General features: G+C 61.7%; 13 protein-coding genes. 5 read left to right on the top strand and 8 right to left on the bottom strand.

From position 1 onward, the window contains the following. The 5 genes from AC2T9U_RS06530 to arfB all read left to right on the top strand — a co-directional run bounded on the left by AC2T9U_RS06530 (window position 1) and on the right by arfB (window position 7,502). Entirely contained in the window at window positions 1–762 is a 762-nt protein-coding gene (locus AC2T9U_RS06530) for a sulfite exporter TauE/SafE family protein (protein WP_493695577.1), read from the top strand. 11 nt (window positions 763–773) lie between these two features. Further along, window positions 774–1,355 carry a rhodanese-like domain-containing protein gene (locus AC2T9U_RS06535; protein WP_493695578.1) on the top strand — a complete coding sequence of 194 codons (582 nt, stop codon included), beginning with the start codon at window positions 774–776 and terminating at the stop codon, window positions 1,353–1,355. A 166-nt stretch (window positions 1,356–1,521) separates the two neighbouring features. Further along, window positions 1,522–6,204, top strand: coding sequence for an ATP-dependent helicase (locus AC2T9U_RS06540; RefSeq protein ID WP_493695579.1), 4,683 nt, complete (start codon window positions 1,522–1,524; stop codon window positions 6,202–6,204). Continuing rightward, the gene (locus AC2T9U_RS06545; RefSeq protein ID WP_493695580.1) at window positions 6,191–7,066 is read left to right on the top strand and encodes a DNA-formamidopyrimidine glycosylase family protein; all 876 of its coding nucleotides are present in this window, start codon (window positions 6,191–6,193) and stop codon (window positions 7,064–7,066) included. The genes AC2T9U_RS06540 and AC2T9U_RS06545 overlap by 14 nt, the downstream gene beginning before the upstream one ends. Before the next feature lies 1 nt (window position 7,067). Then, window positions 7,068–7,502: an alternative ribosome rescue aminoacyl-tRNA hydrolase ArfB gene (arfB, locus tag AC2T9U_RS06550; RefSeq protein WP_208303329.1), complete on the top strand. Its 435-nt coding sequence runs from the start codon at window positions 7,068–7,070 to the stop codon at window positions 7,500–7,502. A gap of 16 nt (window positions 7,503–7,518) precedes the next feature. Here the strand turns inward: arfB and AC2T9U_RS06555 are convergent, their stop codons facing one another. The 8 genes from AC2T9U_RS06555 to dapA all read right to left on the bottom strand — a co-directional run bounded on the left by AC2T9U_RS06555 (window position 7,519) and on the right by dapA (window position 17,138). Then, on the bottom strand, window positions 7,519–7,824 hold the full coding sequence (locus AC2T9U_RS06555) for a helix-turn-helix domain-containing protein (protein ID WP_028327681.1): 306 nt from the start codon (window positions 7,822–7,824) through the stop codon (window positions 7,519–7,521). Window positions 7,825–8,037: 213 nt separating this feature from the next. Then, a complete protein-coding gene (locus AC2T9U_RS06560; protein ID WP_493695581.1) occupies window positions 8,038–8,526 on the bottom strand; it encodes a CinA family protein in 489 nt (162 codons plus the stop codon). Continuing rightward, on the bottom strand, window positions 8,523–9,113 hold the full coding sequence (gene pgsA / locus AC2T9U_RS06565; RefSeq protein ID WP_493695582.1) for a CDP-diacylglycerol--glycerol-3-phosphate 3-phosphatidyltransferase: 591 nt from the start codon (window positions 9,111–9,113) through the stop codon (window positions 8,523–8,525). The genes AC2T9U_RS06560 and pgsA overlap by 4 nt, the downstream gene beginning before the upstream one ends. After that, complete coding sequence (rimO, locus tag AC2T9U_RS06570) at window positions 9,110–10,636, bottom strand: 30S ribosomal protein S12 methylthiotransferase RimO (protein WP_115032508.1); 1,527 nt, start codon at window positions 10,634–10,636, stop codon at window positions 9,110–9,112. Before rimO ends, pgsA begins: the two co-directional genes overlap by 4 nt. A 36-nt stretch (window positions 10,637–10,672) precedes the next feature. Further along, window positions 10,673–11,509 (bottom strand): hypothetical protein, encoded by an 837-nt coding sequence (locus AC2T9U_RS06575; RefSeq protein ID WP_493695583.1) that lies wholly within the window; start codon window positions 11,507–11,509, stop codon window positions 10,673–10,675. Between the two features lie 140 nt (window positions 11,510–11,649). Further along, window positions 11,650–14,361 carry an FtsK/SpoIIIE family DNA translocase gene (locus AC2T9U_RS06580; protein WP_493695584.1) on the bottom strand — a complete coding sequence of 904 codons (2,712 nt, stop codon included), beginning with the start codon at window positions 14,359–14,361 and terminating at the stop codon, window positions 11,650–11,652. Window positions 14,362–14,565: 204 nt separating this feature from the next. Then, window positions 14,566–16,248: a ribonuclease J gene (locus AC2T9U_RS06585; protein WP_493695585.1), complete on the bottom strand. Its 1,683-nt coding sequence runs from the start codon at window positions 16,246–16,248 to the stop codon at window positions 14,566–14,568. After that, entirely contained in the window at window positions 16,245–17,138 is an 894-nt protein-coding gene (gene dapA, locus AC2T9U_RS06590; protein WP_493695586.1) for a 4-hydroxy-tetrahydrodipicolinate synthase, read from the bottom strand. Before dapA ends, AC2T9U_RS06585 begins: the two co-directional genes overlap by 4 nt. Between the last annotated feature and the right edge of the window lie 157 nt (window positions 17,139–17,295).

Genomic DNA, 17,295 nt, shown 5'->3' on the forward strand with positions numbered 1-17,295 from the left:
ATGGACTGGTGGATCCCCCCATTAGCCCTAGCCGTCGGTGTCCTCATGGGCACCCTCGGCGGAGGCGGGGCCATCCTCACGGTACCCATCCTCACCACCCTGATAGGGCAAACACCGCGCGCAGCAACCACCGGCTCACTCATCATCGTGGGTCTGTCCGCCCTCATCGGCGTCATCCCGCATCTGAAAACCGGGCGAGCCAAAATCGCCGACGGTCTCACCTTCGGTGTCTTGGGATCAGCAGGCGCGTTTATTGGCTCCCACCTATCAGCCACGGTGCGCGGCCCGGTGCTCATGGTCGCTTTCTGTGCACTCCTGCTTCTTGTCGCAGCAGTGATGATCCGCAAACAGATCCGCACCACCATCACTGGCACAACACGCCGCGGCTGGATCGCCCGCATCGGCGCAGCAACCGGCGTTGGCCTACTCACTGGGTTCTTCGGCGTCGGAGGTGGATTCGTCATCGTCCCCGCCCTGACTCTCATCATGGGCCTAGAAATGCCCGCCGCCGTAGCCACATCCCTGCTCGTCATCGCGATCAACTCATCTACCTCACTGGCATCCCGCGCCACCCAAGAACTCCCCCTGGACTGGGCCACCCTTCTTCCATTCGCTGCACTCACAGCCTTCGGAACTCTCCTAGGAGGACGATTAACCACCCGTATCAATCAACGCGCCCTCAACCTCGCATTCATCGCCCTACTCATCCTCCTAGCCCTGGGCTTAGCTGCACAAAACCTGCCCGAACTCATCAACCAATAAGGAAACCCTCCATGACCCGCTCCGAACACATCACCGCCGCGCAGGCACACACCTGGATCCACAGCTCCGACGCCCCCACCCTCCTCGACGTCCGCACACCAGCCGAATTCGCCAGCACCCACATCGCCAGATCCATCAACGCACCAATCGACCTCATCGAAAAAGACGCCGCCCGCATCGGCGCAGCCATCCCCAACGACGTCCTCCTCATCTGCCGCACCGACAACCGCGCCCACGCCGCAGCCAAAGCCCTAGCCCCCACTATGGGCGGGAAAATCCACGTCCTCGTCGGTGGCATGACCCAATGGGAAAAAGAACACCGACCCGTAGAAAAAGGAAAAGGCGGCCCCTGGGCCATGGACCGCCAAGTCCGCACCGTCGCAGGCGCACTCGCCCTAAGCAGCATCGCCGCAAGCACCATCGCCCCCAAAGCCAAATGGCTCGCCGGAGGCATCGGCGCAGGGTTGCTCTACGCAGGCTTATCCGACACCTGCGCCATGGCAAAACTCCTAGACAAAATGCCCTGGAACCAGGTCAACAACACCCCCACCACCGAAACCATCATCACCACCCTGACCCAAAAGAAAAACTAACCCCTGCCACAAAACCCACAACACAACACCAAGCCCGTGGCCAGCGACCTGGCCACGGGCTTAACAACCAAAAACCACCCCACCAAAACCCGCCAGCGCCGCTCACCGCCGCAACACCATCCCAATGGCAGGATGACGCACACCCCAAGCCACGAAACGAGGTGACATGAACACCCCCAGCGACGACACCAACCCCCTAGCCGCCTTCCACCCAGCCACCCGCACCTGGTTCACCGAAACCTTCCCCACCCCCACCCCCGCACAACACCACGCCTGGAACGCCATCAACACCGGCAACGACACCCTCGTCGTCGCACCCACCGGATCAGGAAAAACCCTCGCCGCCTTCCTCACCGCCATCGACCGCCTCGCCCACGCCACCCCCACCCCCGAAACACCCCCCGGCGTACGCGTCCTCTACATCTCCCCACTCAAAGCCCTCGCCGCCGACGTCGACCGCAACCTCGCCCGCCCCCTACGCGGCATCGCCGCCGTCGCACGCCGCACCAACACACCCCAAAACACCGTCACCGTCGGCATCCGCACCGGTGACACCAGCGCCAAAGACCGCCGATCCATGGCAACCACGCCCCCCGACATCCTCATCACCACCCCCGAGTCCCTCTACCTCCTCCTCACCTCCGCAGCACGCACCATCCTGCGCAACGTCGACATGGTCATCATCGACGAAATCCACTCCCTCACCCCCACCAAACGCGGAGCACACCTAGCCCTCAGCCTCGAACGCCTCGACGCATACGCCGGACACCGCGCCCAACGCATCGGCCTATCCGCCACCGCCCGCCCCCTCGACGAAGTCGGCAAATACCTCACCGGAGGCCTGCCCTACACCCTCGTCCAACCCCCCGCACACAAAGAATGGGACCTCGACATCGTCGTCCCCATCGAAGACATGTCCCTACCAGGACAACCCACCGGAAACCCCACCGGAGCCGCATCCGGCAACGAAGAACGCCACTCCATCTGGCCCCACATCGAAAACAGACTCCTCGACCTCATCACCACCCACCGCAGCACCCTCATCTTCGTCAACTCCCGCCGCGTCGCCGAACGCCTCACCGCCCGCATCAACGAAGAATGGGACGCCCGCAACACCCCCAACGAAACCACCGCCGATACCCCCGCAAACGAAACCTCCACCACATCCCCACCCGAACCACCCATCCTCGCCCGCGCCCACCACGGATCCGTCAGCAGCGAACAACGAACCCACATCGAAGAATCCCTCAAAAGCGGCCAACTCCCCGCAGTCATCGCCACTAGCAGCCTCGAACTAGGCATCGACATGGGCGAAATCGACCTCGTCGCCCACATCGACGCGCCCCCCAGCGTCGCCTCCGGGCTCCAACGCGTCGGCCGCGCCGGCCACCACGTCGGAGCCCGATCCCACGGCATCTTCCTACCTACCCACCGCTCCGACCTCATCCGCACCACCGTCGTCTGCGAACGCATGCGCGCCGGACTCATCGAAACACTCCACATCCCCACCAACCCACTAGACGTCCTCGCCCAACACATCGTCGCCATGTGCGCCATGGACGACTGGACCCTCCCCGAACTCACCAACCTCATCAAACGCACCGCCTCCTACGCCACCATCCCCACCACCCTCCTCACCTCCGTCCTCGACATGCTCGCCGGACGCTACCCCGACGAAAACTTCGCCGGACTACGCCCCCGCATCATCTGGGACCGCAGCACCGACACCCTCACCGGCCGCCCCGGCACCCAACGCATCGCCGTCACCAGCGGCGGAACAATCCCCGACCGCGGCCAATTCGGCGTCTTCCTCATCGGCGAAGGCCCCGGCCGCCGCGTCGGCGAACTCGAAGAAGAAATGGTCTACGAATCCCGCGTCGGCGACGTCTTCACCCTCGGCACCTCATCCTGGCGAATCGAAGAAATCACCCACGACCAAGTACTCGTCACCCCAGCCCCCGGCATCCCCGGACGCCTCCCCTTCTGGCGCGGCGACACCGAAGGACGCGAAGCCGAACTCGGCGCCGCCATCGGCGCCTTCATGCACGAAATCGCCACACTCCCCCACGACACCGCCATCTACCGCGCCACCACCGCAGGCCTAGATACCTGGGCCGCCACCAACCTCGTCACCTACATCCACGAACAAAAAACCGCCACCGGCGCCGTACCCAGCCAAAACACCATCATCCTCGAAATCTTCCCCGACGAACTCGGCGACACCCAGATCGTCATCCACTCCCCCTGGGGCTCCCGCGTCAACGCACCCTGGTCCCTAGCCATCGCCGCCCGCCTACGCCAACGATTCGGCATCGACCCCCACCCCATGCACGCCGACGACGGCATCATCCTGCGCCTACCCGAAACCACACCCACCGACGACAACACCCCCACCACCAGCCAACTCCTCACCGAAATCGCCGAACTCATCACCATCGACCCCGACGAAATCACCGACATCATCACCAACGAAGTCGGTGGATCAGCCCTCTTCGCATCCCGATTCCGCGAATGCGCATCCCGCGCTCTCCTCCTACCCCGACGCAACCCCGCCGCACGTCAAGCCCTCTGGCAACAACGACGCCGATCCGCCCAACTGCTCGAAGTCGCCAGCCGCTACCAAGAATTCCCCATCGTCCTCGAAACACTGCGCGAATGCATGCAAGACATCTTCGACGTCCCCGCCCTCAAAACCCTCATGACCAACCTCACCAACCGGCGAACACGCATCCACGCCATCAACACCCCCACCCCCTCACCTATGGCACGCACCCTCCTATTCGGATACATCGCCCAATTCCTCTACGAAGGCGACTCCCCCCTCGCCGAACGCCGCGCAGCAGCCCTATCTGTCGATCCCGAACTCCTCGCCGACATCCTGGGCACCCACACCACCAGCATGCGCGAACTCCTCGACCCCACCATCGTCGAACACACCGAAGCCCAACTCCAAGCACTCGACCCCGAACGCAGCCCACGCAACATCGAAGAAACCTTCGACCTCATCCGCCGCATCGGCCCCCTCACCACCACCGAAATCACCACCCGCACCCACCCCCACACAAACGCCACAACCACCACCACCTGGATCCACGAACTACACAACCGCCGCCGCATCATGCCCATCACCATGGCCGGCGAACAACGCTGGGCCCCCGTCGAAGACGCCGGAAGACTCCTCGACGCCCTCGGCATCACCCCACCATCATGGGTCCCCTCCGCCCACCTCACCCCACCCCAAAACCCCCTCACCGACCTCATCATCCGCTACGCCCGCTGCCACGCACCCTTCACCACCACCGACCTAGCCACCCGACTAGGACTAGGCGAACACATCATCCGCACCCACCTCCACCACCTCGAAAACACCGGCAACATCATCACCGGCGAACTACGCCCCGGAAACACCGGACAAGACCACTGCGACCCCGAAATCCTGCGCCTCCTACGCCGCCGCAGCCTCGCAGCACTACGCGCCCAAGTCGAACCCGTCACCCCCACCACCTACGCCCAATACCTCACCACCTGGCACGGCATCACCACCGAAACCGGCACACCCCAACCCCAAGAACACGGAACCGAAGGAATCCTCCACGTCATCGAACAACTCGCCGGATACCGCATACCAGCCAGCGCCCTCGAAACCCTCATCCTGCCCACCCGCATCACCAACTACACCCCAACACTCCTCGACGACCTCCTCACCCGCGGCGAAATCACCTGGCAAGGAAACGGCTCCACCACAGGCGACGACGGATGGATCTCCCTACACCTCACCGACGACGCACCCAACACCCTCCACACCCCCACCACAACCCCACCACCAGAAAGCATCCACGCCACCATCCTGACCATCCTCGCCACCGGAGGCGGATTCTTCTTCCCCACCCTGGCCAACACCGTCCGCGAACACATCACCACCACCAACCCCACCACCCCACCACCAAACAACAACACCATCAGCGACGCCCTCTGGGACCTCGTCTGGGACGGACACATCGTCAACGACACCTTCACCCCCATGCGCGCCCTACTCAACAGCACCCGCACCACCCACAAACAACGCCCCCGCCCACCACGCCCCACACGACTAACCCGACGCAACCTACGCACCCCCACCCGCACCACCACCCCCGACCCAACACCACCCCGACTCCAAGGACGCTGGTCCCTCCTACCACCAACCGAAACAGACCCCACCACCCGCACCCTCACCACAGCCGACATACTCCTCGAACGCCACGGCATCCTCACCCGCGCAGCTGCCACCAGCGAAAACACCGACGGCGGCTTCACCCCCATCTACCACATCCTCACCCACGCCGAAGAAACAGGAAACATCCGCCGCGGCTACTTCATCGAAGGACTCGGCGCCTCCCAATTCGCCACCAACGCCGCCCTCGACCAACTCCGCACCCACAACGAACACAACAGAATCGACACAACCCCACCACAACCCCCCGCAATCATCCTCGCCGCCACCGACCCCGCCAACCCCTACGGCGCAGCCCTCCCCTGGCCCACCACCAACAACAACAAAAACACCACCCACCGACCCGGCCGCAAAGCAGGCGCCCTCGTCATCCTCCACGCCGGAAACCTCTGCGCCTACATCGAACGAGGCGGACGCACCCTCCTCACCTTCGGCGACACCACCACCCACGCCCCCACCACCGCCACCGCACTAAGCACCATCATCGACACCGGCCACCTCCCCCACCTCACCATCACCACCATCGACGGCACCCCCACCCTCCAAGCACAAAACCACCCACTCCACACCCACCTACTCAACAACGGATTCCACCTCACCCCCAACGGACTAAGAAAACGCCATGCCAGAAGGTGACACCGTCGCACGCACCTGCCAACGCCTCCACCACGTCTTCGCAGGCCACACCACCCAAGAAGCCGAACTCAGATGGGGAAACCGCGAAGGAAACGGACTCATCGGACACACCACCATCGAAGTCATCCCCCACGGCAAACACATCCTCCACCGCTTCTCCAACGGCTGGACCCTCCACTCACACCTACGCATGGAAGGCAGCTGGCGCATCACCCACCCCAACGAACCCCAACGCCACTCACACCGCGTCCGCGCCCTACTAAGCACCAACAAATGGACCGCCCTCGGCCTATCCCTCGGCATGCTCAACCTCATCCCCACCCGCGACGAACACACCCTCACCGGACACCTCGGCCCCGACATCCTCGGCCCCGACTGGAACACCGACCTAGCAACCACCAACCTCCTGACCAACCCCACCACCATCGGCGCAGCCCTACTCGACCAACGCAACCTCGCCGGCATCGGAACCCTCTGGGCCAGCGAAACCCTCTTCACCCAACACATCAACCCCTGGACACCAACCACCACCCTCACCCCACAACAAATCACCAAAATCCTTACCAAAGCCCACCAACTCATGACCGCCGCCCTCAACCACGCCGTCCAATCAAGCACCGGATCACACCGCCCCGGACACAACACCTACGTACACGCACGCTCAGGACACCCCTGCCGCCGATGCGGCACCACCATCCGCGTACACCCCATCGGCCCACCCACCCGCGAACGCGTCATGTTCTACTGTCCAACATGCCAAAACGGCCTAGCACCAGGCGACAAAGGCACCCCCATCAAACCCCTGGGCTACCCCCAACACCCACGCCCCCACAGCCCCCGAAAAAACAGGTACGGAAGATGACATGCCCCACATCGATCAACCCCTCCCCATCACCCGAACCCTGACCATCCCACCCAAAGAACTCCACGAACGCTTCAACCGCGCAACCGGCCCCGGCGGACAACACGTCAACACCAGCGACACCCGCGTCGAACTATCCTTCAACCTCACCAACAGCCCCTCCATCCCCGAACACCTCAAACAACGACTCCACGATCGCCTCGCCCACCGACTCAGCAACGGAACACTCACCATCACCGCAGCCGACGAACGCAGCCAACTCGCAAACCGAAAAATCGCCCGGCAACGACTCGCGCAACTCCTACGCGAAGCCGCTGCGCCCCCTACGCCCCAACGCAAGAAAACTCGCCCCACACGCAACTCCGTTCAACGCCGCCTCACCAGCAAAAAACACCGCGCGGCAATCAAACGAAACAGATCACGCCCCTTCGACTAACCCCCAAAACCCACGCTCACGCAGCAGGACGCGGCACAGCCAAACGGCCCCGCTCACCAGACCCCATCGTCAGAACAACCCCAGCGGCTTCCCCCAACGCAACCTGATCAGCGACATCACGCAACATCTGACTCACCGGCAAATCCAAAGCCCCACAAATCGAAGCCAACAACTCCGAACTCGCCTCCTTCTCCCCCCTCTCAATCTCCGACAAATACCCCAACGAGACCGCAGAACGCGCCGACACATCACGCAAAGTACGTCCCAACGACTTACGTCGCGAACGAAGTACCGTACCGATCTCCTTGCGCAGCAGCACCATGTTGTCCTCTCCTCGCAATTCCCCTGGCGATCGACCGCCGTGGACAGTCCCCTCCCCAAATAAGGGGGACCTCTCTCCGGCTTGTTATATGCAACGGACGAGCCCCCCAATTCATGCCCTCAACGCGAGGAATAATGCGGTACTCACCGAAAAAGCTGATCCAAGACGCACACAGACCCAAAACAGACCCGTGCCCCCGGTCCAAGAACAACCTCAAAGCCGTTGTCGCAGCAGTCTAAATGCTGCCTCCACCGTGGCGAACCGAATCGCACCACGATCCCCCGTTAACGAGAGCCGCTCCACCACCGTCTGGCACCCCACCTCACCCTGCGGCCCATGCACCGCAACAAACACCGTACCCACCTGTGCATCCTCAGAAGGATCCGGCCCAGCAGCCCCCGTGGTCCCCACTCCCCACTGCGCACCAAACAACCTCACCGCCCCCACAGCCAACTCACCAGCAACCTCAGCGTTCACCGCCCCCGTAACCAAAGCACTCTGAGATACCCCCACCACACGAGCCTTCACCTCACTGCTATACGCACACACCCCACCACGCACCACAGCAGAAGATCCCGGCACCGCAGTCAACCCAGCAACAACAAGACCACCCGTCAACGACTCGGCCGTCGCTACCGTCTGCCCCGCATCCAACAAGGCAGCAACAACATCAGCAGCAGGAACCAACACCTCACTGCTCACGCCGACACCTGCCGCGACGACGAACGCACCAACCTCACAGCCTGGAAAACATACTCAACACCCGTCACCACAGTCACCACCAAGGCACCGGCCACCGCAACAACACCAATCCACCACAACACGCCCGTCACCGGAGCAACCAGCAACGCCAACGCCACCGTCTGCAACACCGTCTTAATCTTGCCGCCACGAGAAGCAGGCATCACGCCATAACGAATCACCACCAACCGCAACACCGTGATTCCCCACTCACGCAGCAGAATGAGAATCGTCACCCACCACCACAGGTCACCAATCACACTCAACCCGATAAACGCCATTCCGGTAAGCGCTTTATCCGCAATCGGATCAGCTATCTTCCCGAAATTTGTCACCAAATTACGCGACCGAGCGATATACCCATCCAGCGAATCTGTCGCCATAGCCAGCAAAAACACCAGCAACGCCCACCACCGCATGGACACCTCATGCCCACCCCCAGCCAGCAACAGCCACCCGAAGACCGGGACCATGAAAATCCGCAACACCGTCAACGCATTAGGCACATTCCACGAACTCGGCTGCGTCTGCGGCGCACTACTGATCATGAGATCACCGCAACCAAATCAGCACCCTCAGAACTAACCACCCGTGCCGAAATGAGCTGACCAACCTCAGGAAGCTGCACCGCACCGTCACTGCTTTGCACAAGACGCGTCAACCCATCAACCTCCGGACCTTGATGCTCAGCCCGACCGAACACAATCCGGTCCCCCTCGAAGAACGACCCCTCACCCAGATCCTCATCCCACGGCTGAGCCTGCGCATTGGACTCAACAAGGACGCTCACCTGCGAACCGATCCGCTCAGCTGCACGCTCAGCACCCGCCGACTCAGTAATCGTCGAAAGAATATCCAGGCGTTCGTCAATGACTTCCTGCTCAACCTTGTCCTCATACCCCTGGGCCTCAGTGCCATCCTCATCGGAGTACCCAAAAACGCCACACACATCCAAACGCGCAGCCGTGACGAAATCAACGAGCATCTGGAAGTCCTCCTCCGTCTCGCCAGGGAACCCAACAATCACGTTAGAGCGGATCCCTGCCTCCGGCGCCAAAGACCGAATCTTCTCGATCAAGCTCAAGAACGACTCCGGATCACCAAACCGACGCATACGACGCAGAATCTTCGCAGACACATGCTGGAACGAAAGATCGAAATACGGCACGACCTTCTCCGTCTCGACAATCGCCCGCACCAAATCATCACGCAACTCTGCCGGCTGCAAATACGAAACCCGGATACGTTCCAGCCCCTCCACCTCAGCAAGATCAGGCAACAACGTGTCCAGCAGACGGATATCGCCCAAATCCTTGCCATACGAGGTCGAGTTCTCAGAAACCAGGAAAGCTTCCTTCACCCCATTACTGCCCAGCCAGCGAGCCTCAGCAAGAACATCACTAGGGCGGCGAGAGACAAAAGCACCACGAAACGAGGGGATAGCACAGAAAGCGCAACGACGGTCACACCCCGAAGCGATCTTCAAAGGAGCCCACGGCGCCCCATCCAAACGTGCCCGCACGAACGTTTCACCAGCAGTGGCATCCGGCCCCAAATCCCCGTGCCCTGGAAGCACGATTCCCGGCGCCGTTTCTTGACGAGCAATCGGAGAAATCGGCAACAGAGAACGACGATCCCGCGGGACGTGCGACTGCACCTGCTCCCCGGCCAAGATGCGACTCAAGTGGTCGGACATGTCCTTGTAGGAGTCAAACCCGAAAACACCATCAGCTTCAGGCATCTGCTCAGCCAGCTCACGCCCATAGCGCTCCGCCAGACACCCCACGGCAACCACTGCGCGAGTCTCGCCACTTTCTTTCAGGTCAGCCAGATCAAGAATCGTGTCGATCGAATCTTTCTTAGCCTCTGCGACAAAACCACACGTATTCACAACATTCACGTCAGCGCCAGAAGGGTCATCAACAAGAGTCCACCCCGCAGCAGCCAAGCGACCTGCGAGCTCCTCAGAATCCACGTCATTGCGTGAACAACCGAGACTGGTGAGGTGAATCGTGCCGTGAGTGGCATCGTTACGTGCGGGCGCACTTGCGGCAGCGGTGGGCGAAGTCATGACAACCACTTTAGGGCTGATGCGGGCTGTGCCAACTCACGCACACTTGCCCGCATCTGTTGCACCAAGCGAATCACGTAGCCAACTAGCTGCTTGCGACAAAATTTTGGCACCTGCCTCGTGGTTACCGCCATGCGGTTGAACAAGAAGCGCAACTCCTACACCGCCGCCACCTGGCAAGATCAAAACTCCCACCTGCCGCATCAGGTAACCACTCGTACTGGGACCCCAACCACCTTTGAATGCAACATCATCGACGTTCAGACCACGTTTGTTGGTTCCACGTGCGACTGCCCCAATCCCCCACGACTGACTGTGGTCAATGAAGCGCATGTCCCGCATGATCTGGGCACCGTACGGAACACAAGGCAGCGTCGCAGCGAACTTAGCCGCATCACCAACTCGCCAAGCAGTCAAACCGAACGGCACCCGCACCCCCGCCGAATTCCGCGCAGCCCGGGTGCGTTTATCACCGGTGTCACCTAGAACTTCGTTGACCAGCTCTGCCTTCATCCCGAAGTTTTCCAGCCCCTCCCACAAGCGCCGGGCGGCGTCATTATCAGAGATGCGCACCGACATCTCAATGTCGTTAGCCACAGCTTTAGGCAGATCACCGCCGCGCTGCTGAATAGCTGCCAAAGCCAGTGGGACCTTGATCGTCGACCACGCGTCGATCGTGTCCGTAGTGCCCAACTGCTGAACTTGCTCCGGATGCCCAACCGGCGCCCACGCAATAGTGAGCTGCTGATCCCGCCCGGGCAGTTTCTTGAACCCCTGAACAAGTTTGCTGGCGTCGGTGATTTGTACAGGTTTCACCGAAGGCGGAGGTGGAGCCGGGGTGCTGATCACTGCTGGCGGTCGCGAAGGCAGCATCGGTGCCACAGTGGGTGCTGCGGTACTGGTTTGTGAGTCTTCCTCCTTTGGTGATGATGCAGAGCTGCCACATGCGGCCAAGGCGGCACAGAGCACTGCGCACACGAACGCAGTGCTCAACCGCCGCCGCCGAGTGACAACTACCTGCCGCGCCCCTGTTGTGTCAGTTGCCACGCGTCTTCATCCTCCAGGTCCCCCTCGTGCACGACTTCTTCGCCATGCACTTCAACGTCGGCATATCGGTCTTGTCCCCCTGCCATGCCTTGTTGACCCTCCGCTGGTGGCGGAGGGGTTTGTCCTTGCATCTGCGCCAGAACGGTAGGCAGATCTTCTGGGCGGATCAACACGTCTCGCGCTTTACTTCCTTCAGAAGGGCCGACAACGCCGCGAGATTCCATGAGGTCCATGAGTCGTCCGGCTTTAGCGAAACCAACGCGTAGTTTGCGCTGCAACATCGAAGTCGAACCGAACTGAGTGGTAACGACCTGTTTGGTCGCTTCGAGGAGCAGATCCAAGTCATCGCCGATGTCGGCGTCGATCTGTTTCTTTTCGGTGGCGGGAACAACGTCTTCCCGGTAGCTCGGTTTGAGCTGGTCAGTGACAAATTTGACGACCGCAGCGACCTCTGACTCCGGTACCCAGGCGCCTTGCACACGCATCGGTTTACTCGCCCCCATAGGCAGGAAGAGGGCATCACCTTGACCGATGAGCTTTTCAGCACCTGGCTGGTCCAGCACGACCCTGGAGTCGGCTAGGGAGCTTGTCGCGAATGCCATCCGGCTGGGCACGTTGGCTTTGATCAGGCCGGTGACTACGTCGACGCTGGGACGCTGCGTAGCGAGAACGAGGTGGATACCGGCGGCGCGAGCCAGCTGGGTGATACGAACAATGGACTCTTCCACATCGCGTGGAGCGACCATCATCAGATCGGCGAGCTCGTCGACCACAACGAGTAGGTATGGGTAGGGCTCGACGACACGTTGTGATCCAGGCGGGAGTTTGATGTCTCCGGCGCGGACGGCTTTGTTGAAGTCGTCGATGTGTTTGTACCCGAATGCGGCGAGGTCGTCGTAGCGGGCATCCATCTCTTTGACCACCCATTGCAGCGCTTCAGCGGCTTTTTTGGGGTTGGTGATGATGGGGGTGATGAGGTGTGGGATGCCTTCGTAGGCGGTGAGCTCGACTCGTTTGGGATCTACGAGAATCAGGCGTACTTCGTCGGGGGTTGAGCGTACGAGGATCGAGGTGATCATCGAGTTGACGAAGCTGGATTTACCCGATCCAGTGGCACCTGCTACGAGGAGGTGTGGCATTTTCGCCAGGTTGGCGATGACGAATCCGCCTTCGACGTCTTTACCGACGCCCATCACCATGGGGTGGGGGTTGCGGGTGGCGACTTGGCTGCGCAGCACGTCACCGAGGCTGACTTTTTCGCGGTCTGTGTTGGGGATTTCGATCCCGATGGCTGATTTGCCGGGGATAGGCGAGAGGATGCGTACGTCTGCGCTGGCTACCGCATAGGCGATGTTTTTGCTCAGTGCGGTGACGCGTTCGACCTTGGTGCCAGCGCCAAGTTCAACTTCGTAGCGGGTAACTGTGGGGCCTCGGGAGAACCCTGTGACTTGGGCGTTGATGTTGAACTGTTCTAGTACTCCGGTGAGGGCTTGAACGACGTGGTCGTTAACTTCGGAGCGGGTTTTGTGGGGGGCTCCTTGTTCGAGCAGGTCTGAGGGGGGAAGGGTGTAGGTGACGTCGCCAGCGAGGGCGAGTTGTTCGGTGCGTTGTGGGATGGCTTGGGTGGGTGGGGGTACCAGTTCGGTTTGGGTGGTGGCTGGCACGGGGCCAGGTTTGGGTGAGGTGTTTGTAGATGCGCCGGGGGTGTTGACGCGGTCGAGTGCTTGGGTGGCTGCGCGGTCGGCTGCGGTGGTTGTGTCGCGTTGGGCGTTCGCGGCTTCTTCGGCAGCGATCTTGGGGAGGTCTGCGAGTCTGCGGCTGCGGCCTTTGTGAACTTCTGCTGCTTGTTCGAATGCTTCGTCTCCGTCGCGGTGGTCGAGTTCGAGGTTGCGGCGGGATTTGCGGCGTGAGGTTGTGGGGATGGGGATGGTGTCGACATATTCGTCGAGGCCGAAGAGGCGGTCGTGAAGTTCGGCGAGTCGATCGGGGATTTCCACGAAGGGGGTTGCGGTGATCACTAGGACACCGAAGAACGCGACGATAGCGAGTACGACATAGGCGCCCCAGTCGGTGAGCATGGCGTCTAATGGTGCGCCAACGAGGTAGCCGATCATTCCGCCAGCTGAACGGAACGCTTCGGTGCCGCCGGAGATGCGGGGGTTGCCTCGAGCGATGTGGATGATACCGGCGAGGCTGACGGTGAGGGTGATGACGCCAATGGCGATGCGTGAGGTGGCGGCATCTTCGACGGGGTTACGCATGATGCGTAGCCCGAACCAGACGAATGCTAGGGGCAGGAACAGTGCTCCCCAGCCGATGGTTCCCGCGGCGACGATGTGGATGAATTCGCCGAGTGGGCCGGGTAGTCCCCACCATTCGCGGGCGGCGATGATCACGGCGATGATGATGATGAATAGGCCCAGGCCGTCGCGTCGGTGCTCTTCGGGTAGTCCTGTTGCGGTGCGGCTGACGCGGCGTGCCATGCCGCCGGTCAGGCCAGTGATTCCACGCCACGCAGAGCCGGCGCCGCGGCCGGGAGTGCCACTACCCGCGCGGGGGGTTTTGGCCGCGGGGGTACGGCGTGTGGCGGCACCGTTTTTGGTCCGGGGAGTTTTACGGGGGACAGGTTTTCCTTTGGCGGCGGTGCGCCGCTTGTTTGGGGTGTTACGAGTTGCCACCCAAGCAGACTAGGCGATTGATCCGAGGTGGTCTGGTCGGCCAGTTGCGACGTGCCGCATAGCGATACGTCGCGGTGGTGGGGCTGTGCTGGTGGCGGCGGGGGTGAGGTGTGGGCGGTGTGGGGCGGTTGCGTGGCGTGTTGGGGCCCGCTCGTCGTGTGGACGGGCGGGCCCCAACAGGTGCTGTGGTGTGGTCGGTGCTGGTTAGGCGATGACTACTACCGGCACGATCATTGGGCGGCGGCGTAGTTTTCCGCCCACGAATCCGCCGATGGTGCGGCGCACCACCTGCTGGAGTTGGTGGGCATCGTTGGTGCCGCGGTCCCAGGCGCTTTCAACCGCTTCAGAAATTTCGGGGACGATTTTGTTGAAGACGTCGTTGTCTTCGGCGAATCCTCGGGTGATGACTTCGGGGCCGGTGCTGACTTTCCCGGTGGCCGAGTCGATGACGACGATCGCGGAGATGAAACCTTCGTCGCGCAGGATTTGGCGGTCTTTGAGGAGTGCTTCGTCGGTGGCGCCGACGGAGGAGCCGTCGACGTACACGTAGTTGCAGTCAACTTTCCCGGTGACGCTAGCTTTGCCGTCTATGAGGTCGACGATGATTCCATCGCCGGCGAGGACGACGCGTTCTTCGGGGACACCGGTCGCGGCGGCGAGGCGCCCATTGGCCAGGAGGTGCCGCCATTCGCCATGGACGGGCATGGCGTTTTTGGGGCGCAGGATGTTGTAGAGGTAGAGAAGTTCTCCGGCGCTGGCGTGGCCGGAGGTGTGCACTTTGGCGTTGCCTTTGTGAACTACTTCGGCGCCGAGTTTGATGAGTCCGTTAACTACCCGGAATACGGCGTTCTCGTTGCCGGGGATGAGGGAGCTAGCGAGAACGACTGTGTCGCCTTCGCCGATTTTGATGCGGTGTTCGTCGTTGGCCATGCGGGACAGCGCTGCCATCGGTTCTCCCTGCGAACCGGTGCACATGAGGAGTTGTTGGTGTTCGGGGTAGTCCTCGATTTTTTTCATGTCGACGATCACGCCGTCGGGCACGTTGAGGTAGCCCAGTTCGGCGGCGATGCCCATGTTTCGGACCATGGATCGTCCGATGAGGGCGACCTTGCGGTTGTGTTCGGCGGCGGCGTCGAGGACTTGTTGCACGCGGTGGACGTGGCTGGCAAAGGAGGCGACGATGATGCGGCGTTGGGCTTTGCTGAACACGTTTTCCAGTGCGGGGTAGATGTCTTTTTCAGGCATCGTGAATCCGGGCACTTCTGCGTTGGTGGAGTCGACGAGGGCGATGTCGATGCCTTCTTCGCCGATGCGGGCCATGGCACGCAGGTCGGTGATGCGTCCGTCGAGGGGTAGTTGGTCCATCTTGAAGTCGCCGGTGTGCAGGAGTGTGCCTGCGTCGGTGCGTACTGCAACGGCTAGGGCGTCAGGGATGGAGTGGTTGACGGCGATGAATTCGCATTCGAAGGGTCCGAGGTCTTCGATGTCTCCTTCGGTGACGTCCATCGTGTAGGGCGTGATCCGGTGTTCTTTGAGTTTGGCTTCGATGAGGGCCAGCGTCAGGTTGGATCCGATGAGGGGGATGTCTTCTTTGAGGCGGAGCAGGTATGGGACTGCGCCGATGTGGTCCTCGTGCCCGTGGGTGAGGATGATGGCTTCGACGTCGTCGAGGCGGTCTTCGATGTAGGAGAAGTCCGGCAGGATGAGGTCGACGCCGGGGTGGGCGTCTTCGGGGAAAAGTACTCCGCAGTCGATGATGAGGAGACGTCCTGCGTGTTCGAGGACAGTCATGTTGCGCCCGATGTCGCCGAGCCCGCCGAGGGGGACGATGCGTAGTCCTCCCTCGGGCAGTGCTGGTGGCTCTGTCAGGTCAATAGGAAATTTCACGAGAGGTGGGCCTCCTTTAGGCCTTGGCGCACGATGTCGCGTTGGGTATCGGTCAGTTGTGCAAGTGGTAGGCGCACGTGGTCGGTGGCGATGACGCCGGCTTCGGCCAGTGCGGCTTTGACGGTGATGGCTCCTTGGCTGGTGCCCATGATTGCGTCGACGGCGGGGATGAGTTTGCGGTGGATGTCGATGGCTTGGGGCAGGTTGCCGTTGTCGAGGGCGTCGATCATGTTGGCGTATTCGATTGACGCGAAGTGGCTGGTGACTCCCACAATACCGTGAGCACCTTGGGCGAAGTGTGCCAGGTTAGCGCCATCGTCGCCGGAGTACCAGGCCAGGTCGGTGGCGCGTTGTACGTGGCTTGCGGCCCATAGGTCGCCTTTGGCGTCTTTGACAGCGACGATGTTGGGGTGGGCAGCCAGGGCGATGTGGGTTTCGGTGGTGATGGGGACGCCGGCACGACCAGGGATGTCGTACACCATGATGGGTAGGTCGGTGGCTTCGGCGACGGCACGGAAATGGGCGAGGATGCCTGCCTGGGGTGGTTTGTTGTAGTAGGGCGTGACAACAAGTGCGCCGTCGACACCGATCTCGGCGGCTTGTCGGGCGAGGCTGATGGTGTGGGCGGTGTCGTTGGTGCCTACGCCGGCAACGATTTTGATGCGGTCCCCGACGGCGTCTTTGACTGTTTGCAGGATGAGTCGTTTTTCATCGTCGCTGGTGGTTGCGGATTCTCCGGTGGTGCCGTTGACGACGAGCCCGTCGTGGCGGCGGTCAGCCAGATATATAGCCAGGGACCGGAGTGATTCGAGGTCGAGGGCTCCGTCGGCGGTGAACGGAGTGACGATCGCGGTCAGGACACGACCAAAGGGTGCAATGGCAGACGACATAGGGGCAGGTTATCGGTTTCGAGGGGGGCGCGCCGGCTCGACCCATGGGGTTGGTGTTCACGCGGTGGCGTGGTTCTTCAGGGCGGCGGCCAGATCGAGGAGTCTTGGGGGGCAGGTGGGGTGCGGCTGTTTTTGGCTGGATACATGGAAGAACGTT

It is taken from the genome of Dermatophilus sp. B7861-1 (assembly GCF_058996045.1).

Coding starts and splice junctions, on each gene's coding strand:
- AC2T9U_RS06530 (WP_493695577.1), top strand. CDS start 1: ATGGACTGGTGGATCCCCCCATTAGCCCTAGCCGTCGGTGTCCTCATG.
- AC2T9U_RS06535 (WP_493695578.1), top strand. CDS start 774: ATGACCCGCTCCGAACACATCACCGCCGCGCAGGCACACACCTGGATC.
- AC2T9U_RS06540 (WP_493695579.1), top strand. CDS start 1,522: ATGAACACCCCCAGCGACGACACCAACCCCCTAGCCGCCTTCCACCCA.
- AC2T9U_RS06545 (WP_493695580.1), top strand. CDS start 6,191: ATGCCAGAAGGTGACACCGTCGCACGCACCTGCCAACGCCTCCACCAC.
- arfB (WP_208303329.1), top strand. CDS start 7,068: ATGCCCCACATCGATCAACCCCTCCCCATCACCCGAACCCTGACCATC.
- AC2T9U_RS06555 (WP_028327681.1), bottom strand. CDS start 7,824: ATGGTGCTGCTGCGCAAGGAGATCGGTACGGTACTTCGTTCGCGACGT.
- pgsA (WP_493695582.1), bottom strand. CDS start 9,113: ATGATCAGTAGTGCGCCGCAGACGCAGCCGAGTTCGTGGAATGTGCCT.
- rimO (WP_115032508.1), bottom strand. CDS start 10,636: ATGACTTCGCCCACCGCTGCCGCAAGTGCGCCCGCACGTAACGATGCC.
- AC2T9U_RS06575 (WP_493695583.1), bottom strand. CDS start 11,509: ATGCTGCCTTCGCGACCGCCAGCAGTGATCAGCACCCCGGCTCCACCT.
- dapA (WP_493695586.1), bottom strand. CDS start 17,138: ATGTCGTCTGCCATTGCACCCTTTGGTCGTGTCCTGACCGCGATCGTC.